Source organism: Stenotrophomonas sp. X (genome assembly GCF_055721025.1).
This window is the reverse complement of sequence record NZ_CM146756.1, coordinates 258,996-279,790: the sequence shown is the minus strand read 5'-3', so window position 1 is coordinate 279,790 and position 20,795 is coordinate 258,996. Positions and strand designations below refer to the sequence as shown.

The 20,795-nt window shown below is 65.6% G+C and carries 19 protein-coding genes; 9 read left to right on the top strand and 10 right to left on the bottom strand.

Annotation, left to right across the window (positions count from 1 at the left end; genetic code table 11):
* Positions 1-12: 12 nt before the first annotated feature.
* Both ACZ75I_RS01235 and ACZ75I_RS01230 read left to right on the top strand, forming a co-directional pair.
* Positions 13-1,329, top strand: coding sequence for an ABC transporter permease (locus ACZ75I_RS01235; RefSeq protein WP_061478766.1), 1,317 nt, complete (start codon positions 13-15; stop codon positions 1,327-1,329).
* A gap of 410 nt (positions 1,330-1,739) precedes the next feature.
* Positions 1,740-4,565 carry a TonB-dependent receptor gene (locus tag ACZ75I_RS01230; protein WP_180868095.1) on the top strand — a complete coding sequence of 942 codons (2,826 nt, stop codon included), beginning with the start codon at positions 1,740-1,742 and terminating at the stop codon, positions 4,563-4,565.
* Between the two features lie 120 nt (positions 4,566-4,685).
* Here ACZ75I_RS01230 and rarD read toward each other — a convergent pair whose 3' ends face one another.
* Both rarD and yedA read right to left on the bottom strand, forming a co-directional pair.
* Positions 4,686-5,582: an EamA family transporter RarD gene (gene rarD / locus ACZ75I_RS01225; protein ID WP_065178981.1), complete on the bottom strand. Its 897-nt coding sequence runs from the start codon at positions 5,580-5,582 to the stop codon at positions 4,686-4,688.
* Positions 5,579-6,484, bottom strand: coding sequence for a drug/metabolite exporter YedA (gene yedA, locus ACZ75I_RS01220; protein WP_061478769.1), 906 nt, complete (start codon positions 6,482-6,484; stop codon positions 5,579-5,581). The genes rarD and yedA overlap by 4 nt, the downstream gene beginning before the upstream one ends.
* A 223-nt stretch (positions 6,485-6,707) precedes the next feature.
* Between yedA and ACZ75I_RS01215 the strand changes: the two genes are divergently transcribed.
* Positions 6,708-8,042 carry an MFS transporter gene (locus ACZ75I_RS01215; RefSeq protein WP_005420583.1) on the top strand — a complete coding sequence of 445 codons (1,335 nt, stop codon included), beginning with the start codon at positions 6,708-6,710 and terminating at the stop codon, positions 8,040-8,042.
* A gap of 31 nt (positions 8,043-8,073) precedes the next feature.
* Positions 8,074-8,409: a hypothetical protein gene (locus ACZ75I_RS01210; RefSeq protein WP_231352479.1), complete on the top strand. Its 336-nt coding sequence runs from the start codon at positions 8,074-8,076 to the stop codon at positions 8,407-8,409.
* Between the two features lie 62 nt (positions 8,410-8,471).
* On the opposite strand, the gene ACZ75I_RS01205 is transcribed toward ACZ75I_RS01210, so the two are convergent.
* The 4 genes from ACZ75I_RS01205 to ACZ75I_RS01190 all read right to left on the bottom strand — a co-directional run bounded on the left by ACZ75I_RS01205 (position 8,472) and on the right by ACZ75I_RS01190 (position 13,115).
* Complete coding sequence (locus ACZ75I_RS01205) at positions 8,472-10,124, bottom strand: M28 family metallopeptidase (protein WP_180868174.1); 1,653 nt, start codon at positions 10,122-10,124, stop codon at positions 8,472-8,474.
* Positions 10,125-10,229: 105 nt separating this feature from the next.
* The gene (locus ACZ75I_RS01200; protein WP_180868098.1) at positions 10,230-11,162 is read right to left on the bottom strand and encodes an MBL fold metallo-hydrolase; all 933 of its coding nucleotides are present in this window, start codon (positions 11,160-11,162) and stop codon (positions 10,230-10,232) included.
* A 155-nt stretch (positions 11,163-11,317) separates the two neighbouring features.
* Positions 11,318-11,614: a hypothetical protein gene (locus ACZ75I_RS01195; RefSeq protein WP_061478773.1), complete on the bottom strand. Its 297-nt coding sequence runs from the start codon at positions 11,612-11,614 to the stop codon at positions 11,318-11,320.
* Positions 11,615-11,819: 205 nt separating this feature from the next.
* On the bottom strand, positions 11,820-13,115 hold the full coding sequence (locus ACZ75I_RS01190) for a tryptophan--tRNA ligase (protein WP_346476294.1): 1,296 nt from the start codon (positions 13,113-13,115) through the stop codon (positions 11,820-11,822).
* A gap of 108 nt (positions 13,116-13,223) precedes the next feature.
* Here ACZ75I_RS01190 and ACZ75I_RS01185 point away from each other — a divergent pair, with 108 nt between their 5' ends.
* The gene (locus ACZ75I_RS01185; protein WP_472958594.1) at positions 13,224-14,024 is read left to right on the top strand and encodes a hypothetical protein; all 801 of its coding nucleotides are present in this window, start codon (positions 13,224-13,226) and stop codon (positions 14,022-14,024) included.
* Between the two features lie 73 nt (positions 14,025-14,097).
* Here the strand turns inward: ACZ75I_RS01185 and ACZ75I_RS01180 are convergent, their stop codons facing one another.
* The 3 genes from ACZ75I_RS01180 to rocF form a co-directional block, all read right to left on the bottom strand.
* A complete protein-coding gene (locus ACZ75I_RS01180) occupies positions 14,098-14,319 on the bottom strand; it encodes a CsbD family protein (protein ID WP_004153772.1) in 222 nt (73 codons plus the stop codon).
* Between the two features lie 203 nt (positions 14,320-14,522).
* Positions 14,523-14,660: an entericidin A/B family lipoprotein gene (locus tag ACZ75I_RS01175; protein ID WP_005407710.1), complete on the bottom strand. Its 138-nt coding sequence runs from the start codon at positions 14,658-14,660 to the stop codon at positions 14,523-14,525.
* Positions 14,661-14,823: 163 nt separating this feature from the next.
* Positions 14,824-15,744 carry an arginase gene (gene rocF / locus ACZ75I_RS01170; RefSeq protein WP_005420594.1) on the bottom strand — a complete coding sequence of 307 codons (921 nt, stop codon included), beginning with the start codon at positions 15,742-15,744 and terminating at the stop codon, positions 14,824-14,826.
* A gap of 272 nt (positions 15,745-16,016) precedes the next feature.
* Here rocF and ACZ75I_RS01165 point away from each other — a divergent pair, with 272 nt between their 5' ends.
* Entirely contained in the window at positions 16,017-16,466 is a 450-nt protein-coding gene (locus ACZ75I_RS01165) for a hypothetical protein (RefSeq protein WP_099488055.1), read from the top strand.
* Between the two features lie 56 nt (positions 16,467-16,522).
* Here ACZ75I_RS01165 and ACZ75I_RS01160 read toward each other — a convergent pair whose 3' ends face one another.
* Positions 16,523-17,293, bottom strand: coding sequence for a DUF3011 domain-containing protein (locus ACZ75I_RS01160; RefSeq protein WP_472958593.1), 771 nt, complete (start codon positions 17,291-17,293; stop codon positions 16,523-16,525).
* A 599-nt stretch (positions 17,294-17,892) separates the two neighbouring features.
* Between ACZ75I_RS01160 and ACZ75I_RS01155 the strand changes: the two genes are divergently transcribed.
* The 3 genes from ACZ75I_RS01155 (at position 17,893) to ACZ75I_RS01145 (ending at position 20,329) form a co-directional block, all read left to right on the top strand.
* Positions 17,893-18,294, top strand: coding sequence for a hypothetical protein (locus ACZ75I_RS01155; protein WP_447906594.1), 402 nt, complete (start codon positions 17,893-17,895; stop codon positions 18,292-18,294).
* 288 nt (positions 18,295-18,582) lie between these two features.
* Complete coding sequence (locus ACZ75I_RS01150) at positions 18,583-19,182, top strand: hypothetical protein (protein WP_143566425.1); 600 nt, start codon at positions 18,583-18,585, stop codon at positions 19,180-19,182.
* 22 nt (positions 19,183-19,204) lie between these two features.
* A complete protein-coding gene (locus tag ACZ75I_RS01145; RefSeq protein ID WP_099495459.1) occupies positions 19,205-20,329 on the top strand; it encodes an XVIPCD domain-containing protein in 1,125 nt (374 codons plus the stop codon).
* The last annotated feature ends 466 nt before the right edge of the window (positions 20,330-20,795 follow it).

Below are 20,795 nucleotides of genomic sequence, written 5' to 3'. Positions count from 1 at the left end.
GGAGGATTGCAGATGAACAAGCTCAAGAAGTGGCTGGGCAACGGCGTAACCGTGCTGCTGCTTGCGATCGGCCTGGTGTTGTGGATCGGGCTGCCGTGGTTTGGCGTGCTGGCCGTGGCCGTGCTGGTAACGCTGTGGCTGCTGCTGACCCGCGGTGGACGGCTGGCGTTGGCCGCCACCCGCATCGGCGTGGCCAGCCTGCCGCAACGCTGGGGCGCGTCCTCGGTGATCGTGGTCGGCATTGCCGGCGTGGTCGGCGTGCTGGTGGCGATGCTGGCGATGGGCGAAGGCTTCCAGGCCACGCTCAACAACACCGGCGATGACACCACTGCCATCGTGCTGCGCGGTGGCTCGCAGGCCGAGACCAACTCGGTGATCACCCGCGAGCAGGTACCCATGCTGTCCACCCTGCCCGGCATCAGCCGCGATGCGCAGGGACGGCCGTTGTTGTCACCGGAACTGTCGCAGGTGGTCAACCTGGTGTCCAAGTCCGATGGCACCGACGTCAACGCCCAGTTCCGCGGCGTCGGCCCGCAGGCGTGGGCGGTGCATGACAAGGTCAAGATCGTTGAGGGCCGCAAGTTCGCCACCGGGCTGCGCGAGATCGTGGTCGGCCAGGGCGCCAAGGGCCAGTTCCGCGACATGGAGGTCGGCAGGACGCTGACGCTGGGCAACCAGACCTGGACCGTGGTAGGTGTGTTCGCCACTGGCGATGCGCATGATTCGGAACTGTGGACCGACGCCGATACGCTGGCCACCACCTACCAGCGCAGTGCCTGGCAGTCGATCAGCGTGCGTACCGATGGCAAGGCCGGCTTCGATCAGTTCAAGGCGGCCGTCGCTGCCGACCCACGCCTGAAGCTGGACGTGGAAACCACCCGCGTCTACTACAGCAAGCAGGGCGGCGGGCTGACCAAGCTGATCGACATCCTGGGCAAGGTGATCGGCACGATCATGGCGGTCGGTGCGGTGTTCGGCGCGCTCAACACCATGTATGCGGCCGTGGCCACGCGCGCCCGCGAAATCGCCACCATGCGTGCGATCGGCTTCCGCGGCCTGCCGGTAGTGACGGCGGTGATGCTGGAAACGATGCTGTTGGCGCTGCTCGGTGGCCTGCTCGGCTGTGCGGTTGCATGGCTGCTGTTCAATGGCTACAGCGTGTCCACCATCGGCAGCAACTTCAGCGCGGTGGTGTTCAAGTTCCACGTATCACCGGAACTGCTGTGGACCGGCCTGAAATGGGCACTGGGCATCGGCCTGGTCGGCGGCCTTTTCCCGGCGCTGCGCGCGGCGCGTTTGCCGATCACCACGGCGCTGCGCGAAACCTGAGCATCATGCAGCGGTGGACTGCGCATCACGCAGGGGACGGAGCGAAGGCTCCGTCCCTTTTTCGTTGGCGGGGTCAGATCCCTTCGCTACGCGAAGGGATCTGACCCCGATCTCGATGCAGTAGATCCACGCCATGCGTGGATGGATGCCTGCGCACATGCACTGCTACAGATTGCAGGAAACCCGCCGCTATCGATGCCTCTGCTCATCGCAAACGCAGCGCGCGTGACGCTGCGCACAGTGCATCTGTGGATTGTTGGTTGCGATTCATCTTCGCGCACTTCCAGCGGCGTCGAGACAAACAGTTACGAATGGAAACATTCTAGAATCGCGCCCCCCACGTTGGTTTGCAGCACCCCACGCGCCCATAGAACGGGCGCATGTTTTTACTGAAACACGAGATTTCACGGATGTCCCTGAAAACCAATCCGCTGCGCAACGCGATCGTCATCGCGCTGGCCGCCAGCTGCACCGCCCCCGCCTTCGCACAGAGCGCCGGCGATACCCCGACCAACCTCGACCGCATCGAAATCACCGGCTCGCGCATCCGCCAGGCCAGTGTCGAAACCGCACAGCCGGTGGTCGCGCTCAACCGCGCCGAGATCGAGAAGAAGGGTTACGTCAACGTCGCCGACATCCTGCAGGACATTCCTGCCGCCGGTGCGCCGAGCATGAGCCGCGCCTCGTCGCTGACTTCTTCGCGCGATTTCGGCGGCATGTACGTCAGCCTGCGCAACCTCGGCCCGGAACGCAGCCTGGTGCTGATCGACGGCCGCCGCATGGGCGTCAGCGCCGGCGGCTACTCCGACCTGGCCTCGATCCCGTCGTCCATCGTCGAGCGCGTGGAAGTGCTGACCGACGGCGCCTCCGCGCTGTACGGCTCCGATGCCATCGCCGGTGTGGTCAACATCATCACCCGCAAGAATTTCGATGGTGGCGAAGCCAGCGTCTATGTCGGCCAGTACGGCCAGGGTGACGGCCAGAAGCGCGCCTACAGCGCGACTTTCGGCAAGACCTTCGAACGCGGCTGGTTCAGCGTGGGCGCCGAGCGCACCAAGGAAGACGAGGTGCTGGGCAAGGACCGCGAGTTCAGCCGTTACACCAACGGCCCGCGCCACCCGAACGATGGCCTCAACGGCAACACGCCGTGGGGCTACGTCACCGTCGGTGGCAAGAACCTGACCGTGGGTCCGGGCGGCGACCCGAGCAAGGCCGGCAACTTCCATGCGCCGGACCCGGCCGATGGTGCCAACACCAAGTCGAACATGAGCCTGCTGACCGGCCTGGAGCGCACCTCGGTGTTCGCCAACGGTGGCTTCTCGATCACTGACAACCTGCGCATCGTCGCCGACGCGCTGTACAGCAAGCGCGAGTCGACCAAGCACCTGGCCGGCTACCCGTACTCGGTCAGCGCCGCGCAGGCCCGCAATGGCAGCCGTGCCGCCCTGTCCAAGGACAGCGCGTTCAACCTGTGGGGCCAGGATGCGCTGTTCGCGCACCGCACAGAGGAACTGCCGCGCGGCACCGAGAACAACCTGGAAACCAAGCGCGCCAGCATCGGCCTGGAAGGCAGCTTCGAAACCGGTTCGCGGTACTGGGACTGGAACATCAACTACATGTACAACCGCAACGAAGGCGAGCGCATCGGTACCGGCAGCATGTACCAGCCGCACGTCAACCTGGCCGTCGGCCCGTCCTTCATGGACGGAAACGTGGCCCGTTGCGGTGCGCCGGGCGCGGTGATCACCGGCTGCGTGCCGTGGAACCCGGCCGCCCCGATGGGTTACACCGGCCCGGGCTCGCTGAGCAACCAGGACGTGAAGGACTACCTGTTCACCCGCTTCGTCGACAAGATGCAGAGCACCACCAAGGTCGCCAGCGGCAACATCTCCGGTTCGCTGTTCACCCTGCCGGCCGGCGACATCCTGGCCGCGATGGGCTTCGAGCACCGCAGCGAGGAGGCCAGCTACACGCCGGACATGAAGGTGCAGAAGGGCGAGATCGCCGGCACCAGCGGCCAGCCGACCCGCGGCAACTACTCGCTCAACGAGGTCTACCTGGAACTGCAGGTGCCGCTGCTGGCCGACCTGCCGTTCGCCCGCGAACTGTCGCTGGACGTGGCCGGTCGTTACTCGGACTACAACAACTTCGGTTCCACCACCAACAGCAAGTTCGGCCTGAAGTGGAAGCCGATCGACAGCCTGCTGGTGCGCGCCACCTACGGCACCGGCTTCCGTGCGCCGACCGTGGATGACCTGTACGGCGGCACCGTCAGCAGCCGCGACTCGTTCACCGACCCGTGCGATACCTCCTTCGGCACCGCCGCCACCAGCCCGGCCGTCGCTGCCCGTTGCCAGGCGCTGAAGGTGCCGGCCAACTTCCGCCAGCTCAACAGCGATGGCAGCGTGGCCACCAAGCCCGGCCAGCAGGCCACCACCGATTTCAGCTCGGGTTCCAACCCGGACCTGAAGCCGGAAACCGCCAAGACCTGGACCGTGGGCCTGGTCTACAGCCCGGACTTCGTGCAGGGCCTGGACGTCAGCCTGGACTGGTGGAAGATCCGCATCGACAACGCCATCGTCGGTGAGTCGGCCACCAACATCCTGGAACAGTGCTACGTGCAGGCTTCGGATGCTGCCTGTGGCCGCTTCACTCGTGGCAGCAACGGCCAAGTCAACTCGCTGGACCGCTCGCTGGTCAACGCGGGCTACCGCGAAACCGCCGGCTATGACATCAACGTGCGTTACCGCCTGCCGGAAACCGCGTTCGGCAAGTTCGCCGTCAACTGGAACACCACCTATACCGATTACCTGGAGCAGCGCAACGACAGCGCCGCCACCACCCCGGTGGAACAGCGTACCGGTTGGGCCGGCGACTTCCGCGTGCGTTCCACCTTCAACCTGGATTGGCAGTACGGCGACCTCGGCATCGGCTGGACCGCGCGCTACTACTCCAGCATGAAGGAGAAGTGCTCGTACATGGACGAATGCAACATGCCGGGCTTCAACTCGTCGTACACCAGCGCCTCGCCAACCAACAAGGTGGGCTCCAACACCTTCCACGACCTGCAGGTGCGCTACAGCCTGCCGTGGGATGGCACCGTGTCGCTGGGCGTGAACAACGTGTTCAACCACCAGGGTCCGATCATGTACAGCCAGCCGAACAGCAGCTTCACCTACTACGGTGGCTTCGACATCGGCCGCTTCATGTACATGAAGTACCAGCAGCGCTTCTAAGCCTGCAACCGCGTTCCCGCCACGGCCATCCCTCTCTCCTGGCCGTGGATGGAAGCAGAACGGCGCCCCTCGGGGCGCCGTTCTTTTTTGCGTGGAAGCGGGGTCGGATCCCCGCCGGCGCTAGCGCTTGGCGCGCATCGTGCGGATGTTGTCGCCGACGAACAGCACCAGGCCAGCCCAGATCGCTGCAAACCCGATCGCCTTGGCAGTGTCGAATGCCTCATGGAAGAAGAACACACCCAGCAGCAGCTGCAGGCTTGGCGCGATGTACTGCAGGATGCCGACCAGCGACAGCGGAATGCGCTTCACGCCATAGGCGAAGCCGATCAGCGGTACGGCGGTGACCGCGCCGCCGAAGATCAGCAGCAGGTCGTTGCGCCAGCCCCAACCATGGAAGAACGCACCGCCGTGGCCGTTCTCGGCCCAGATCGCAAACGCCAGCGCCGGCAGGAACAGGTACATGCTCTCCACGCCGAGGCCGGCCACCGGGTCGACCGAGACCAGCTTGCGCAGCAGGCCATACAGGCCGAACGAACAGGCCAGGCCCAGCGCGATCCACGGTGGCGTACCTGCATCGATGGTCAGCCAGGCCACGCCCACCGCCGCCATTGCCACCGCTACCCACTGCAGCCGGCGCAGCCGTTCCTTCAGCACCAGCACGCCCAGCAGCACGTTCACCAGCGGGTTGATGAAGTAGCCCAGGCTGGTCTCGATGACATGACCGGCGTTGACCGCCCAGATGTACAGGCCCCAGTTGAACGCGATGGTCAGGCTCGACACCAGCAGGATCGGCAGCGCGCGCGGCTGCGCGGCGATCTTCCGCCACCAGCCCAGGCGTGCGCTGATCAACAGCCAGCCCAGCACCAGCACGGTGCTCCAGATGATGCGGTGGGCGATGATCTGGAACGAGGGCACCTCGTTGAGCAGGTGCCAGTAGACCGGCACCAGGCCCCAGATCACGAAGGTGGATGCGGTGACCAGCAGGCCCCGGCGTTGTTCCTTCTCGTCCATGCTCACTTCCTTCTCGTCCTTGCCATTGTCAGCACCACCACACCCAGAAGAATCACCGCCATGGCCAGCAGGTCGCGCCAACCGAAGCGCTCACCGTTGAGCAGCGCGCCCAGCAGCACCGCGATCACCGGATTGACATACGCGTAGCTGCCCGCGAGCGCCGGGCGCACGTTCTGCAGCAGCCACACGTAGGCAGTGAACGCGACGATGGAGCCGAACACGCACAGATAGGCCATCGCCAGCAGGCCACCGGTATCGGGCAGCGTGGTCGGGCGCTCGCCCACCGCCAGGCCGATCAGCACCAGCAGCACGCCACCGCAGATCATCTGCCCGGCCGCGGTCATGAACGGACCCGGCAGGTCCAGGCCGCGTGCCCACACAGAACCGAACGCCCAGCCGATCGGCGCGATCAGCAGCAGCACCAGCCCGGTCGGCGAGCCGGTCAGGCTGCTGCCGGCGTTGAGCCAGACCACGCCGAGGAAGCCGATGGCGATGCCCAGCCACTCACCACGGCTGGCATGTTGCCCGCGCAGCGCCGAGAACAGCGCCATCCACAGCGGCACCGAGGCCACCGCCGTGGCGGCCAGGCCCGAGGACACTTCGCGCTCGGCCAGCACCACCATGCCGTTGCCCAGCACCAGCATGGTCACGCCCATGATGACCAGGTTGCGCCACTGCCGCAGCGTCGGGTTCGGCAGCTTCCAGAACAGGCGCAAGGCTAGGAACATCAGGCCGCCGGCAATGATGAAGCGGCTGCCGGAGACCATCGTCAGCGGCAGTGCGCCGCCGTGCAGGGCCTTGGCGATGCCCAGATAGGTCGAGCCCCAGACCACGTAGACCAGCAGCAGTGCCAGCGCGACAAGGCCACCCCGGGGGGCAGCCGCAGACGAAGAGGGGGGAGCCGACATGACACACCAGGGAGCCGGGGGAAGGCGGATTCTAGGACGTTTTGAGTATGGTCCGGGACCCCATACGGTGGCACGCTGTCATCCATCCATGCACCCTGCTCTGGTCTGCTACCCCGTGTTGACGGCCGATGCAGTACCAAGAAGGCTGCCCGGCCGCGCCGCCCCAAGACCGGACGCCGTTTTCCCTGCGCACGGACGCGCCGCATCGAGGATTTCCACCCAGATGAGCACCACGTCCCAACCTGTTGTCCCCGCGAACGACCGTGCCGCCTTGCGGCGGTCGATCTCCAACACCCTCAAAGGCTCCGCCGGCAACCTGGTGGAGTGGTATGACGTCTACGTGTACTCGGTGTTCGCCGTGTACTTCGAATCGCAGTTCTTCTCGCCGGACGACAAGAACTCCACCCTGTACGTGTGGGCGATCTTCGCGGCGACCTTCCTGATGCGCCCGATCGGCGCCTGGTTCTTCGGCCGCTTCGCCGACCGCCACGGCCGCCGCCTGGCGCTGACCGTCTCGGTCACGTTGATGGCGCTGTGCTCGTTCCTCATCGCCATCACCCCCACCGCCGCCAGCATCGGCATCTGGGCCGCCGTGATCCTGTTGTTCGCGCGCCTGCTGCAGGGCTTCGCCACTGGCGGCGAGTATGGTGCCAGCGCCACTTACATGTCCGAGGCCGCCATTCCGGGCCGTCGCGGCTTCCTGTCCTCGTTCCACTACGTCACCCTGGTCGGCGGCCACGTGCTGGCCCAGCTGACCCTGCTGCTGATGCTGACCTTCTGGGGCAAGCCGGAGATCTCCGAGTGGGGCTGGCGCATCGCCTTCGGTATCGGTGGCATCGCCGCGGTGGTGGTGTTCTGGCTGCGCCGGGGCATGGACGAATCGCTGTCGGAGTCGTCCATCGAAGCCGCGCGCGAGGGCAAGGCAAAGAAGTCCGGTTCGATGTACGAGTTGTTCGTGCACCAGTGGCGGCCGCTGCTGCTGTGCTTCCTGATCACCGCTGGCGGCACCGTGGCCTTCTACACCTACTCGGTGAACGGCCCGAAGATGATCCAGAGCGCCTTCGCCGGCAACGACCCGATGACCGGCACCCTGATCAACCTGGGCGTGCTGGCCTTCCTGATGGTGCTGCAACCGGTCGGCGGCTGGCTGTCGGACATCATCGGCCGCAAGACCCTGCTGGTGTTCTTCGGCGTCGGCGGCGTGCTGTACAGCTGGTACCTGATCACCCAGCTGCCGCACCAGCATGACGCCACCCTGGCCTTCCTGACCCTGGCGCTGGCCTTCGTCATCCTCACCGGCTACACCTCGATCAACGCGGTGGTGAAGGCCGAGCTGTTCCCCACCCACGTGCGTGCACTGGGCGTGGGCCTGGGCTATGCGCTGGCCAACTCGCTGTTCGGCGGCACCGCCCCGCTGCTGTACCAGGGCGCGCTGAAGACCGGCCATGTCGACTGGTTCGCCATCTACGTGACCGCCACGATCGCGGTATCGTTGGTGGTCTATGTGTTCTTCCTTACCAACAAGGGCCCGAACTGGCTCGACGGCACCCGCAAGTAAGCGCGTTGCCCTGATCGCGGCCACTGGTGCAATGCCGGTGGCCGCTACGTCTCCCGCCACCGCGCTGATGTGGATCGCGGTGACGCTGGCCGCAGTCACGGCATTGGCCTGGGTGCTGCGCCGCCCCAACGCGCAGGCCACGTGGCCGCGCACGGGGTTCGGGGTCGCCCTGCTGGTGTTCTGCGCCGCGCTGGCGCTGCAGCTGGCGATGGACCTGGGCAGCGGCCACAGCTCGCTGCACCTGCGGCTGCATCGCGGCGTCAACGCGGGGCCGCTGGTCGGCCTGCGCACGATGGCGGCGTGCTATCTGGCCGCGCTCGCCGCCGGCGGCTGGGGCGCGTGGAAGCTGCTGCGACGGCGCGGGTAGTGCCGGCCGCTGGCCGGCAAAGCCACCTTCTTTCGGTAGTGCCGGCCGCTGGCCGGCATTACTCAACGGCGGGCCGCTTCGCTCTTGTCGCGCGCGCCGCGGAACTCCGATTCCTTTTCCCACGTCGGCCAGCGGCGGCTGTTGGCCAGCTCGGCGCCCAGGTCGTAGACCAGCAGGGTGTCGGCAGCGTGGCCGCTCGGGTCCCAGCTCGGCGTCCAGGCATCGCAGGCCTGGTGATAGCAGTCGGCGAAGTACTTTTCGCGCAGCGCGCGGCCGGCTTCAACGCCACCATCCAGCTTGTCCAGGCCCGGGCCGATGGTGATCGCCGGCACGCCCAGGCGGGCAAAGGCGAAGTGGTCGGCGCGGTAGAAGAAGCCGGCTTCCAGGTTCGGGTCCGGGCTGTAGCTGCGGCCACGGGCCTTGGCCACGCGCTCCAGATCGCCTTCCAGCGACACCCGGCCCTTGCCCCACGAGGCAATGTCGCGGGTCGGGCCATCCGGGCTGAACATCTCGATGTTCAGCACCGCAGCGGTCTTGTCCAGCGGCGCCAGCGGATGCGCGGCGTAGTAGCTGGCGCCCAGCAACCCTTTCTCTTCGGCGGTCAGTGCCACGAAGTACAGCGTGCGCTGTGGCTGCGGGCCAGCGGCGAACACACGGCCCAGTTCCAGCACCGTGGCCACGCCGGTGGCGTTGTCGATCGCACCACGGCGGATGCGGTCGCCCTTGGCGTCGGGCTGGCCGATACCGAACGCATCCCAGTGCGCGGAGAAGATCACCGCCTCGTCGGCATGCTCGCCACCGGGCAGCTTGGCCACCACGTTGCGGGTCACCACCTGTTCGCGCTTGAGCGCGAAGTCCACGCTCAGCTTGGCGTTGTCCAGCGCCACCGGGCGGAAGTCGGCACGCATCGCCTTGCGCTTCTCCGCATCGAAGTCGAGGCCCGCGTCGGCGAAGATCGCCTCGGCCAGCTCGCGCTGCATCCAGCCGCGCAGCGGCGTGTGCTGCGCCATCGCCTCGGCCTGGCTGCGTTCGATGTCGAACAGCGGCGAAGTGCCCGAGCTCTTCACCGTGGCCCAGCCATACGCGGCCGGCGCGGTCTCGTGCACGATCAGCACGCCCTCGGCGCCACGGCGTGCGGCTTCCTCGAACTTGTACGTCCAGCGGCCGTAGTAGGTCACCGCCTTGCCATCGAACGCGCCCGGTGCATCGGCCTCGAAGTCGGCGTCGTTGATCAGCACCACGGCGATCTTGCCGTGCAGGTCCACGTCCTTATAGTCGTTCCAGTGGCGTTCCGGTGCGTCGATGCCGTAGCCGACGAACACCAACGGTGCATCCTTGATCTGCACGCGCTTGCGCGGCTGCAGGCTCTGCAGGGTCACGTCCGCGCCATTGGCCAGCGCACGCTTGCCCTGCTTCAGCGACAGGCTGGCCTTGGCCTCACCCTCCAGCTGCGCGCGCACCAGCGGCACCGGCTGCACCCAGCTGCCGTCTACGCCGCCCGGCTGCAGGCCATAGCTGCGGAACTGCTCGATCAGGTACTGCACCGTGCGCTCTTCGCCCTCGGTGGCCGGTGCGCGGCCCTCGAACTCATCCGACGCCAGCACGCGCACATGCCGCGACAGTGCCTGCGGATCGATGCCGCCACCCGGCAGGTCGTTGGCCGCATGGGCCAGGCCCCCGACGAACAGGCAGGACGACAGCAGCAACACGCGCATCGGATTCACGGCAGTACCACGGCTAGCTTGGAAGTCACCAGAGTGTAACGTGGTCGTGACATCACGGCGCAGCCTGGGCCCACGTCATCCACGCAGGGCGTGGGTCTACCTGCTGATGCGGTCCAGCCAGCAGGCCAGGCCCTGCGCGTTGAGTTCGATGTCCATCGCCAGCACGGCGGTCACTGCCGCATCGTCCAGCGCACAACCATGCAGCTGTGCACGTTCCAGGTACAGCGCCTGCAGTGCGGCCAGCAGGCAGCGGTGACGGTCCGGCCGGCCATCGCACTGGCGGCCGATCGCGGCCATCGCATCGATCTGCTCGAACAGGTCGTTGGCCAGTTTCTGCACCTGCTCCACGCGGCCGTAGTGGGTCAGGTACATCGCCTGCGGGCCATAGCCCAGCATGCGCTGGATCGAGGCCTTCATTGCCTCCGGGTCGAACTGCACCGGCGAGGAAGTCGGGAAGATGAAAGCGCCCTGCGCGCTGTCCAGCTCGCGGTAGGAGATGCCGAACGTATCGCCAGTGAACCAGCTGCGGCTGCGCGCATCCCACACGCAATAATGGTGCAGTGCGTGGCCCGGCGTGTGCAGCAGCACCAGCTCGCGGCCAGCGAGATCGATGCGGTGGCCGTCTTCGGCCACCACCACGCGGTGTTCGGGAATCGGCTCGATGCGGCCGTAGCTGCGCGCGATCTCTTCGGCGCCGTACACGGCCGTCGCACCCGCAATCAGCCGGGTCGGGTCGATCATGTGCGGCGCACCGCGCGGATGCAGCACCGCCTTCGCATTCGGCAACTGCTGCATCAGCAGGCCTGCACCACCGGCGTGGTCCAGGTGCACGTGCGTGAGCAGCAGCCAGTCCACCGCGTCCACGCCCAGGCCAGCGTCCGCCAGCGCCTGCAGCATCGCCGGCACCGACAGGCCGGTGCCGCAGTCGACGAAGGCCGCGCGGCCGTTTTCAACGATCAGGTAGGCCGCGTCGAAGTCCGGGCGCTGGAAACCGGTATCGATGGTGTGGATGCTGGGGTCGGCGGTCATCGGCACGCACCTGGCAGTCTCGGAAACAGACGCCCATGGTAGGCGCGCATGCGGCCCGGGTTCGATGCGGCTTTGGTCGGAGGGCGCTCTTCTGTAGAGCCGAGCCCACGCTCGGCTGCCATTCTGTCAGGCATCAGCCGAGCATAGGCTCGGCTCTACCGGTCCAGCCATCGCGGCCGCAGCAGCAACGCCAGCACCAGCACCGCCAGGAACGCGCCATAGGCATACAGCACCGCCAGCACCTGCGGCCAGATCGGGCCGGCGCCGGGCTGCACCACGCCAATGCGGTAGCCCCACAGCATCGACACGATGCTCAGCGCGAACGCCACGAACAGGGTGGTGCCATCGAACAGGCGCCGCCGCGCGCTGCGCGGCTGGCGCGGAAACAGCCAGTACAGGCTGCCCAGCAGCAGGAACCAGGGCAGGAACAGCAGCAGCGACAACCAGGCCATCGCAGACTCCATGTCATCGCGCCAGAGGCGCGCGGACATCATGCCATGGGTGCTGTGCCACGGTCGTGCCGGCGGGGGCTTCCCTGTAGAGCCGAGCCTATGCTCGGCTGCTTTGCTACCCAGCCGAGCATGGGCTCGGCTCTACAGAAGCGGAGCCGAGTCGAGCATGGCTCGACTCTACAAAGGGCAGGGGCAGGCCCGGCGATCAGGCCGCTTCGCGCAGCGCGGCCAGGGCGGCCAGTACCGCGTCCACCTCGGCGTCCAGCTTGAACAGCTCGCTCTGCAGCTGGTCGCCCTGCTCGGCCTGCTTGATCACCGCGATCAGCTGGCCCGCATCACGTGGCGAATCGAAGCCTTCGCTCTGGATCAGCAGCGTGCCGTCACCAGCGGTCAGCTTGAAGTAGAACCGGCCATCCTTTTCCCGGTACTGCTTGAACTGCGGCGGCGCCACGCGGGCCACGCCGGCATCTTCGCTGGCGATGTCACCGGCACTGGACAGGTCACGCAGGCCCACCGCATAGCGCAGCTCGTCCAGCAGCGGTGCCGCCAACTGCTCGCGCAGCTGCTGGCCACGGCGCTTGAGCAGCGCTTCGATCTTCTCCGGCTCGGCCATCAGCGCGTTGTAGCGCTCGCGCAGCGGCGACAGCTCGCTGTCGATGCGCTCGAACAGCTGCTGCTTGGCGTCGCCCCAGCTGATGCCGGCGGCAAAGGCCCTGGCGAATTCCGCGGTCTGCTCCGGGGTCGCGAAGGCCTGGTACATCTGGAACAGCGCCGAGCCCTCGGTGTCCTTCGGCTCGCCCGGCGCGCGCGAGTCAGTCAGGATCGAGAACACCAGCTTCTTCAGCTCCTCGCGCGGCACGAACAGCGGGATGGTGTTGTGGTAGCTCTTGCTCATCTTGCGGCCATCCAGGCCCGCCAGCGTCGCCACCTGCTCGTCGATCACCACGTCCGGCAGCGGGAAATACTCCCTGCCGTACACGTGGTTGAAGCGCTGGGCGAAATCGCGCGCCATCTCGATGTGCTGGATCTGGTCACGGCCCACCGGTACCTGGTTGGCCTTGAAGATCAGGATGTCGGCGGCCATCAGCACCGGGTACATGAACAGGCCGGCGCTGACGCCTGCATCCTCGTCCACGCCTTCCTCGCGGTTCTTGTCCACCGCCGCCTTGTAGGCGTGCGCGCGGTTGAGGATGCCCTTGCTGGCGATGGCGGTCAGGAACCACATCAGCTCGGTGGTCTCGCGGATGTCGCTCTGGCGGTAGAACCACACGTGTTCCGGGTCCAGGCCACAGGCCAGCCAGCTGGCCGCGATCTCCAGGGTCGCGCGCTGGGTGCGCTGCGGGTCCTGCGACTTGATCAGGCTGTGCAGGTCGGCCAGGAAGAAGAAGCTCTCGATCCCCGGCGCGCGGCTGGCCGCGATGGCCGGACGGATGGCGCCAACGTAGTTGCCCAGGTGGGGCGTGCCGGAGGGGGTGATGCCGGTAAGGACTCGGGTCGTCATGACTGCGTGGGGTAACCTTCGATGAACGGGGCCAGTTTACCTTGCACGCCACCAACCCCGTCAGGGCCCGCGGCGCGTTCATTCACCCAACCCCGCTGGAGACGCCCGATGAAACGCCTGCTGCCCCTGCTGCTGATCCTGCCCCTGGCCGGCTTCCGCCCGGCGCCCATGCCGCCACCGGTGTACGACGGCGGCCGCGTACGCATGGCCCTGGTCGACCGCGACCGCGGTACCGAACTGCGCAGCTACTCCGCCGAGGGCCAGCGCTGGGTGGCCGGCGAGCGCGGCCACCGCTACGCCGTGCGCCTGTACAACGACAGCCCGCGCCGGGTGCTGGTGGTGCTGTCGGTGGACGGCGTCAACGCCATCTCCGGCGAGGATGCCGATCCCTCGCAGACCGGCTACGTGCTCAATCCCGGCCAGCGCGCCGACATCACCGGCTGGCGCAAGAGCCAGGACGAAGTGGCGCAGTTCGTGTTCAGCAGCCCCAGCGGCAGCTATGCCAGCCGCACCGGCCGCCCGGGCAACATCGGCGTGGTCGGGGTGGCGGTGTTCGAGGAGGCGCGTCGCTGGTACCCGCAGCCGATCCTGCGACGTGGCGTGCCGCTGCCGGCACCGACCGCGCAAGCCGAGGCTGCCGCCGACGCCAGTGCCAGCCGCATCGAGGGCTATGCCAGCAAGTCACAGGCGCCAGCGCTGGGCACCGGCCACGGCGCACGTGAACACTCTTCGGTGCGCGATACCGACTTCGAACGGGCCAGCCGCAGCCCGGCGCAGGTTCTGCAGCTGCGCTACGACAGCGCCCGCAACCTGCGTGCGCGCGGCATCCTGGTCGATGCGCCCTCGCGCCTGCCGCGCGAACCGCAGGCCTTCCCCAACCGCTACGTGCCGGACCCGCCGGCCCGCTGATCGTCCCGCGCAGACAACACGACGCCCGCTACCTCACGGTGCGGGCGTCGTGTTGTGGGGGAAACCGAAGCGCTTACTTGTAGTCCGGGTAGTCCTTGCTCACCGCGTCCTGGAACTCACGCACTTCCTTCTCCGCGCGGTCCTTGGCCCAGCCATAACGTTCCTGCAGGCGGCCGGCCAGGTATTCGGCATTGCCTTCGGCCACATCGAAATCGTCGTTGGTCAGATCGCCCCACTTGGCCTGGGCCTTGCCCTTCAGCTGCGACCACTTGCCGGAAATGATGTCTTTGTTCATTGCTGGGAGTCCTTGGTTGCAACGGCGTTCTTACCGTGGCTCCAGCTTCGCGCAGTCGCTGTTGAGTACCGGTCAACCGGCAATGAAATGCACGCTCACCTGCTTGAATGGTTCACTACCCCTGCACGCCAACGGTGTGGAAGACGCGCATAAAAAAAGGCCGGGATATCCCCGGCCTTTTGGCTTTCCGTTCCACTTCAGGCTCAACGGCCCTTGGCGGCATCCTCAACCTTTTCACCGGCCTTCTGCACGTCCTTGCCGGCACCGGCCACGGTGTTGCAACCGGCCAGCAGGGCCACCGAGAACATCGACAACAGCATCAGGGCAACTACGCGCTTCATGGGCTTCTCCTTGGGTTCGCCGCTATACCGCTTCATTCGCGGATGGGATTCTTTCGCTCGGCGGGAGGGCACCAATGCCCACTGCCGCCGCGTGAAGTGCAATCTGGCGGCAGGGGCGTGGAGCGGGCGTGAACGGTTCGGCGATCCGTTCAGCGGGGGGCGGTCAGTCGCGCATCAGGGTGGACTTGCCGAACAGGCTCTCGACCAGGTCCACGGCCAGTTCGGCGGTGGCATTCTGCTTGTCCAGCAAGGGGTTGAGCTCGACGATGTCCAGCGAACCCATGCGCCCGGTATCGGCGATCATTTCCATCACCAGCTGCGCCTCGCGGTAGTTCACCCCGCCCGGCACCGTGGTGCCGACGCCCGGCGCGATGCTGGGGTCGAGGAAGTCGACATCGAAGCTGACATGCAGGTGGGTGTTCTCATCGATGCCGGCCAGCGCCGCTTCCACCGCGCGTTTCATGCCGTTCTCGTCGATGTAGCGCATGTCATAGACATCCACCTTGTGGGTCTTGATCAGGCGCTTCTCTTCCGGGTCCACCGAGCGGATGCCGATCTGGTGCATCTGCGCCGGGGTGATCGCCGGTGCGCTGCCACCCAGGCGGGTCAGTGCGTCCGGGCCGAGGCCACACAGGCAGGCCACCGGCATGCCGTGGATGTTGCCCGACGGCGTGACATCGCTGGTGTTGAAGTCCGAATGCGCGTCCAGCCACAGCACGCGCAGATTCTTCCCCTGCTCGCGGCACCACCGCGCGACGGCGGTGATCGAACCGATGCCCAGGCAATGGTCGCCACCGAGCATGATCGGCATGCGCCCGGCCTGCAGCTCGGCGTAGCTGGCTTCCATCAGTGCGCGGTTCCAGGCCACCACCTCATCCAGGTGGCGGTAGCCCTCCACCGGCGCGGTCCAGGGGTTGCGCGGGCCATCCAGGTTGCCCACGTCGCGCACGTCCACGCCGCGCGCCTCCAGCGCCTCCGGCAGGCCCGCCACGCGCAGCGCTTCCGGCCCCAGCCGTGCACCGCGATGGCCCGCACCGACATCGGTGGGAACGCCGATCAGGGATACGGAAATGGGATGGGCCATGGGTGCCTCCTGCGCGAAAAAAGAAGCACAGTCTAGCCAGAGCTGTGTGACACCACTCGCGGCGGTGCAGCAGGCCGAGGGTAAGATCGCCAGGAACGGGTGGCCCTTACCGGTCAGGCTTTCCAGCGCTGGATCGTCAGACATTCAACCTTCCGCGACCCGCTTCACATCCCGGTCGGTTTCGCCTCTTACGCAAGGCTGCTGTTGTGTCCAGGCTGCGTCGGCACCCTGAAGGTGCCGCATCACTTCCTCACTCATGGAGCACCACGCGCATGAAACATGCACTCAATGGACTTGCGGTACTGGCAATTGCCCTGGGCGGACTGTTTCCCGCCGCTGCCAGTGCACCCTCGCAACGCATCACGCATACGGTGACCACCGACGCGTACCCCATGCAGACGGCAGGCGCACGCCAGGTACTCGACTGGGTGGCGCAGCGGGTGAAGCCGTCGTTCGCCCCGCAGGGCTACGGCAGCATACAAGTGGAACGACAGGCAGTCTCCGTAGGACGTGCGTCTGCACGCTCGGATGAATCGATTCCTGGAAAGCTGCCAGACCAGGGCATTCCCGGTGAGATCTACCGGGTGGAAAACCTGCTTCCCGACGGCTCCATCCAGACGTGGGAATTCACCTGGGTAGAACCCTCATCCGGCCATGGCGGCGGCTGGGATGTCACCGGGTACTCCTACAAGAAGGGAAATGACCCGGTGAACCAGCAATAGCCGGACTGGGGCAACGCGCACCGCGCTGCCCCCTTCGGACACGCCGCCGCAGCGCCTCAACCGCCGCGGCGGCGAACCGGCGTCAGGCTCTGCACCTGGCCGTTGTTGCGCATCATGCACAGGAAGCGGCCATCGGGGTAATCGATGATCAGTTCCTGGTAATCGCTACCCACCGGCATCTGAGTCACCAGCGTGCCCTGCGCGCCCTTGCGCATGTTGCAGGAACCCAGCGCGGTATCGCCTGCCGGCGCCGGGGTGGTCACCGAAGACACATTGCGGAACACCGCGCGGCAGCCGCCATTGACCCACACCGAGTGCCGCGACAGGCCCCAGTTCTTGCCTTCCTCGCAGCGGGTGCGGCTGAGCTGGCGCACGATTTCCACATTTCCGCGGGTATTCAGATCGCACGACACCTGCTGCTCATCAGTGGATTCGCAGGTGACTTCGCGCGGTAGCGCGGCGTCGCCGGTAGCAACCTCGCGGGGGTGTGCGCCATTTGCGGCGGGCGCGGGCGTTCCGCTGGCACTGACCTGGCAGATGCCATTGGCGCCGCCACGGCCGGTGTAGCTGATCTGCGGCGTGCCGTCATCGCTGCGGCTGATCGACAACGTGATACCACTGTTGGCATCGCGTGCTTCGAAATAGCGGTCGTTGAAGCGTTTCAGCGTGGCCTCGCGGCCCTGCACGTAGACCGGCCCGCCTTCGTCAGCGTGCACATCGATGCCGCCCAGGCAGCTGGCGTTGAAGAACGGCACGGCGGCCATGGCCGGGGCCACGAACGCAGCGGACAACAGTACGGCGGCGAGCGGCAGGGCGTGGCGACGCATGATCGGATCCCGAAGGGGCCCGGGGTGGGCCTGTGGCGGCAGTATGCGATGGGCCGTGGCGGACTTTCCGTGAGGGATAGCAAGAACCCGGTGACACGCGTGGGGGATTCAGGTCTGCTAGGGTGCTCTTGGAGCCCTGCCGGGGCGGTTAAGCCAGCTTTACGTCGTAGGCCGCGATGGGCGGTGCGACAGCGGTGTCACAGCCGGATGTGTCGTGGGCTGCGGCACCGCACGAACTGTCGTTTCTGGCTTTGCACTGCTCGAAACAGGCCAAACGCGATAATTCATTTTTCCTTTCAGATCGCCCGATGCCATCGAAACAAACGACTGGCAGGCGGGGATTTCGCCTGCGCATGATGAATCGCCACCTTCAGCGAGGTGGCCGGGATTTCCAACCCGAAGACTGAAAGCTGTATACGCTTGCCAGCCGGCGTCGTCCTTCCCAGGTGCGGCGCCGGCTGGCAATCCGTTCGCCGATCGACGGCGGGCGGTGCGTGGGGGCTTCGTGCCCACCGGCTCATTCAGTCCCGGGATTGGAAACCACGTATCGCCCGCCACCCTTCTCCGGTGGCATCTCTGTTGCTGCCGAGGATGCCCGCATGTCCAGAACCTGCCACCCGTACCTGACCGCCACCCTGGGCGAGGCCGCCCTGCGCCTGCCGCCCGAACTGGCGCAGCCGTTGGAAGCTGCTTTTGCCGCTGCGAACGAAGCGCCTGCGTCCATCAACCTGCCCAGCTGCCTGCAGCGCATCCGCGCCGGTGATGCCGCCGATGGACAGCGGTGGACGGGGCCCGCCAGCACACCCGGCCAGGCCGTGGCCGCCGCACGCCGGGACCGCGCTGCGGTGGGTTTGGTGTCGCTGTTGGAGCTGTACCACGCCGCCGAGCGCGTGCGCGTGGACGGGGAAGAGAAAGACGACATCGGTGACGGCACGCGCGAAGGACTGATGCTGGCCTGCCGGGGCCTGGCGGAGTATGTGGCGTTGCAGGTGCGTAGCTGAGGCTGCGGTGGTCGCAGTGTGTGTGCGGCGTTGATCGAAGGATCTGCCCACGTCATACATTGAGCTGACTCACCGGGTTGGGGCGAGAAAACCGGCGAAAGGCGGATTCTTCATTTTCGTTCCCCCCGCCTTTGCGACCGGCGCCGCGCCGACATCATGCTCGGCGCATGTGCCTATGCCGCTCGGACATGCAGGCGCACACCCAAGGCACGGATCACGGACCCAATCCGCAGTCAAAAGATGCTGTGCTAGATTCAAGAGCGTGACATTGGCGCGAGAGATGCTTTCATGGATGCGTGGGTCGAGAAATGCGATTCTTCATCAAAACGCGGACGTCGGCGCCGCATCTGGATCGCAGCGCGTCGTCGCCTCGCGATCGTTATTCCGGCGCTTGTGCTGACAGCATGTTCGAGCGCCGCGACGTCGCCCCCATCAGATCATGTGAATCAAAGACAGGCCATCAAATCAGGGAGTGAAGCTGGTATGGAGCGATTCAAGAACAGCATCGAGCGATTGTCCAATGTGCGTTTTGGCGATATCGATGCATTGAACGAACAGCTTCACACGCATCTTGGAAAACCGGCTCGGCAGGGCCTGAGAGACGAGCGAACCGCAGAACGTGGAATGTTGGGCGGCCTTGAAGTTCGGAACATCACACTGAGAAGTGCTGTCGATAATCCTGCGCAGGCGAAGCTGACCTTCGATGTCGCGCCACCGAGCGTCGCGCTCAAAGAAGTCATCTGGGAGGGAACGGCGCAGTATCCACCTCGGCCTGATGCCCCTGACTCCCTCCCCTACTGGACCGCGCCAGTCAACGGTGCTGAGGTTGTACTCACTCTGGCCCCTGACAATGCGACATTGACCCACGTATTGATCAGTCAGCGTTGACCCCCTGGGCAGGAGCTCGAACATGGAACGTACTGAAGACTCTGAACTGCCGCAGCCGCAGGACGGGCCTCGCCCAGGACCCGTACGTCGGCCGGAGTCCCCGTTGGCTGACCCTTCGTTGGCGCCGCTTCTGGCGAAATCCCCAACACTTCGAGCGGGTCTCGCACAGGCCGAGCGCGACGATCTGGATGTTGTCTGGGGACAAGCCGGTAGGGGCACCTATCTTGTTCCGGGTGAGAAGATCGTTATTGACGAGAACGCGGTTGGGCAAGGCCCCAGAATCGCGCGCTCTCTTTCCCATGAAGTGGGGCACCATCTCTTCACTGAACGTCCCGATCCGACGTCCAAGCAATCCTATGTAAACACCCTGCTACGCGGAGAAGCAGCTGCGACGCTCAGTAATGTCCAGGTCCAGCGTGAACTCATTGCAGCTGGTGGGCCGGACATTGGTGTGTCCGGCACGGGTAATCGTCCACAACAGTATGGAGCTATTGCCGTTGAACTCCAGGCCGGGCGGATCAATCGAAACCAAGCGCTTGGGCAGATCGCTGAAGTGTTCAAAACAGAGGCTCCTTCTGTTGGTCCTCATGCGACATACGAGCTTTACTATGGCGCGCACTATGATCAGCACATAGCACCCACGCAGCGTCGACGTAGGCCCGAGCCAGAACTTGACGCCGAGCGCACTTCGGCTGCGGAAAGAGTCGCCGTGGTCGCCGACGACTCACTTTCGCTGCAACGAGCGGCTTTCTCAGTAGCTGAACTCTGCGATGCTGACCGTTCTCTCTATAAGCAGATAAGAGCGGGTGTGGAACGCCTGGATGCCGAGAGCGGGAAGCAGTGGGATGAGTCGAGCCAACGCATGTCCGCGAGTTTGCTGGTGCTCGCGAAGGAGCAAGGGCTTTCAAGAGTTGACCACGTCGTAGTGAACAACCCGACAGAGTCCCTTGCACGTGGCGAGAGAGTATTCATCGTCGAGGGAGCGATGGACGATCCTGCCCAACGCCGTGGAACCATGAATACGATGGACGCGCTTCGCGCGCCTGAAGCGGAGTCACTTCATCGCGCTGATTCATTGGCAGCAAATCTTGAACAGCAGTCAGCGCAGCAGGTCCATGCGCAGGACGGACCATCATTCTCAAGGTAAGACTGCCGAGGCACCGGGTGCACCGCCTTTCGAACCACTGGGCGAGTACCTGGAGCAGCGCAAAGAGGCGCTGACTCATGGGGATGGTGCCGCTTATCCGAATCGAACGGATGACCTACTGTTTACAAGACAGTTAGAATAATTCATATAATCAATGACTTAGGGCCTCTATTTTTCCTAACTGGTTGTCGTGGAACACCTGACACTGTTGGTTCCGCTACAGAATTTTCCCAGGCCTAGCGCTTGTAGCTTTCGGCTGCCCCACCGCAGACATTGCGCTGCGTTCACCTGCATCTACGCGCTTGGGGCGCCTGGGACCGAGAACGGGAGGCGAAGGCCAGACTGCGCTCACTGGATTACCTAGCGATTAGCCAAGCAGGATGCCGGCCTCATTCGGCCCTCACGCAAAAATTGCAATAATCGCCAATGCGTGATGAACGTCACAATTATCCATTAATATTTGTGA

Coding starts and splice junctions, on each gene's coding strand:
- ACZ75I_RS01235 (WP_061478766.1), top strand. CDS start 13: ATGAACAAGCTCAAGAAGTGGCTGGGCAACGGCGTAACCGTGCTGCTG.
- ACZ75I_RS01230 (WP_180868095.1), top strand. CDS start 1,740: ATGTCCCTGAAAACCAATCCGCTGCGCAACGCGATCGTCATCGCGCTG.
- yedA (WP_061478769.1), bottom strand. CDS start 6,484: ATGTCGGCTCCCCCCTCTTCGTCTGCGGCTGCCCCCCGGGGTGGCCTT.
- ACZ75I_RS01215 (WP_005420583.1), top strand. CDS start 6,708: ATGAGCACCACGTCCCAACCTGTTGTCCCCGCGAACGACCGTGCCGCC.
- ACZ75I_RS01210 (WP_231352479.1), top strand. CDS start 8,074: ATGCCGGTGGCCGCTACGTCTCCCGCCACCGCGCTGATGTGGATCGCG.
- ACZ75I_RS01205 (WP_180868174.1), bottom strand. CDS start 10,124: ATGCGCGTGTTGCTGCTGTCGTCCTGCCTGTTCGTCGGGGGCCTGGCC.
- ACZ75I_RS01200 (WP_180868098.1), bottom strand. CDS start 11,162: ATGACCGCCGACCCCAGCATCCACACCATCGATACCGGTTTCCAGCGC.
- ACZ75I_RS01195 (WP_061478773.1), bottom strand. CDS start 11,614: ATGGCCTGGTTGTCGCTGCTGCTGTTCCTGCCCTGGTTCCTGCTGCTG.
- ACZ75I_RS01190 (WP_346476294.1), bottom strand. CDS start 13,115: ATGACGACCCGAGTCCTTACCGGCATCACCCCCTCCGGCACGCCCCAC.
- ACZ75I_RS01185 (WP_472958594.1), top strand. CDS start 13,224: ATGAAACGCCTGCTGCCCCTGCTGCTGATCCTGCCCCTGGCCGGCTTC.
- ACZ75I_RS01180 (WP_004153772.1), bottom strand. CDS start 14,319: ATGAACAAAGACATCATTTCCGGCAAGTGGTCGCAGCTGAAGGGCAAG.
- ACZ75I_RS01175 (WP_005407710.1), bottom strand. CDS start 14,660: ATGAAGCGCGTAGTTGCCCTGATGCTGTTGTCGATGTTCTCGGTGGCC.
- rocF (WP_005420594.1), bottom strand. CDS start 15,744: ATGGCCCATCCCATTTCCGTATCCCTGATCGGCGTTCCCACCGATGTC.
- ACZ75I_RS01165 (WP_099488055.1), top strand. CDS start 16,017: ATGAAACATGCACTCAATGGACTTGCGGTACTGGCAATTGCCCTGGGC.
- ACZ75I_RS01160 (WP_472958593.1), bottom strand. CDS start 17,293: ATGCGTCGCCACGCCCTGCCGCTCGCCGCCGTACTGTTGTCCGCTGCG.
- ACZ75I_RS01155 (WP_447906594.1), top strand. CDS start 17,893: ATGTCCAGAACCTGCCACCCGTACCTGACCGCCACCCTGGGCGAGGCC.
- ACZ75I_RS01150 (WP_143566425.1), top strand. CDS start 18,583: ATGGATGCGTGGGTCGAGAAATGCGATTCTTCATCAAAACGCGGACGT.
- ACZ75I_RS01145 (WP_099495459.1), top strand. CDS start 19,205: ATGGAACGTACTGAAGACTCTGAACTGCCGCAGCCGCAGGACGGGCCT.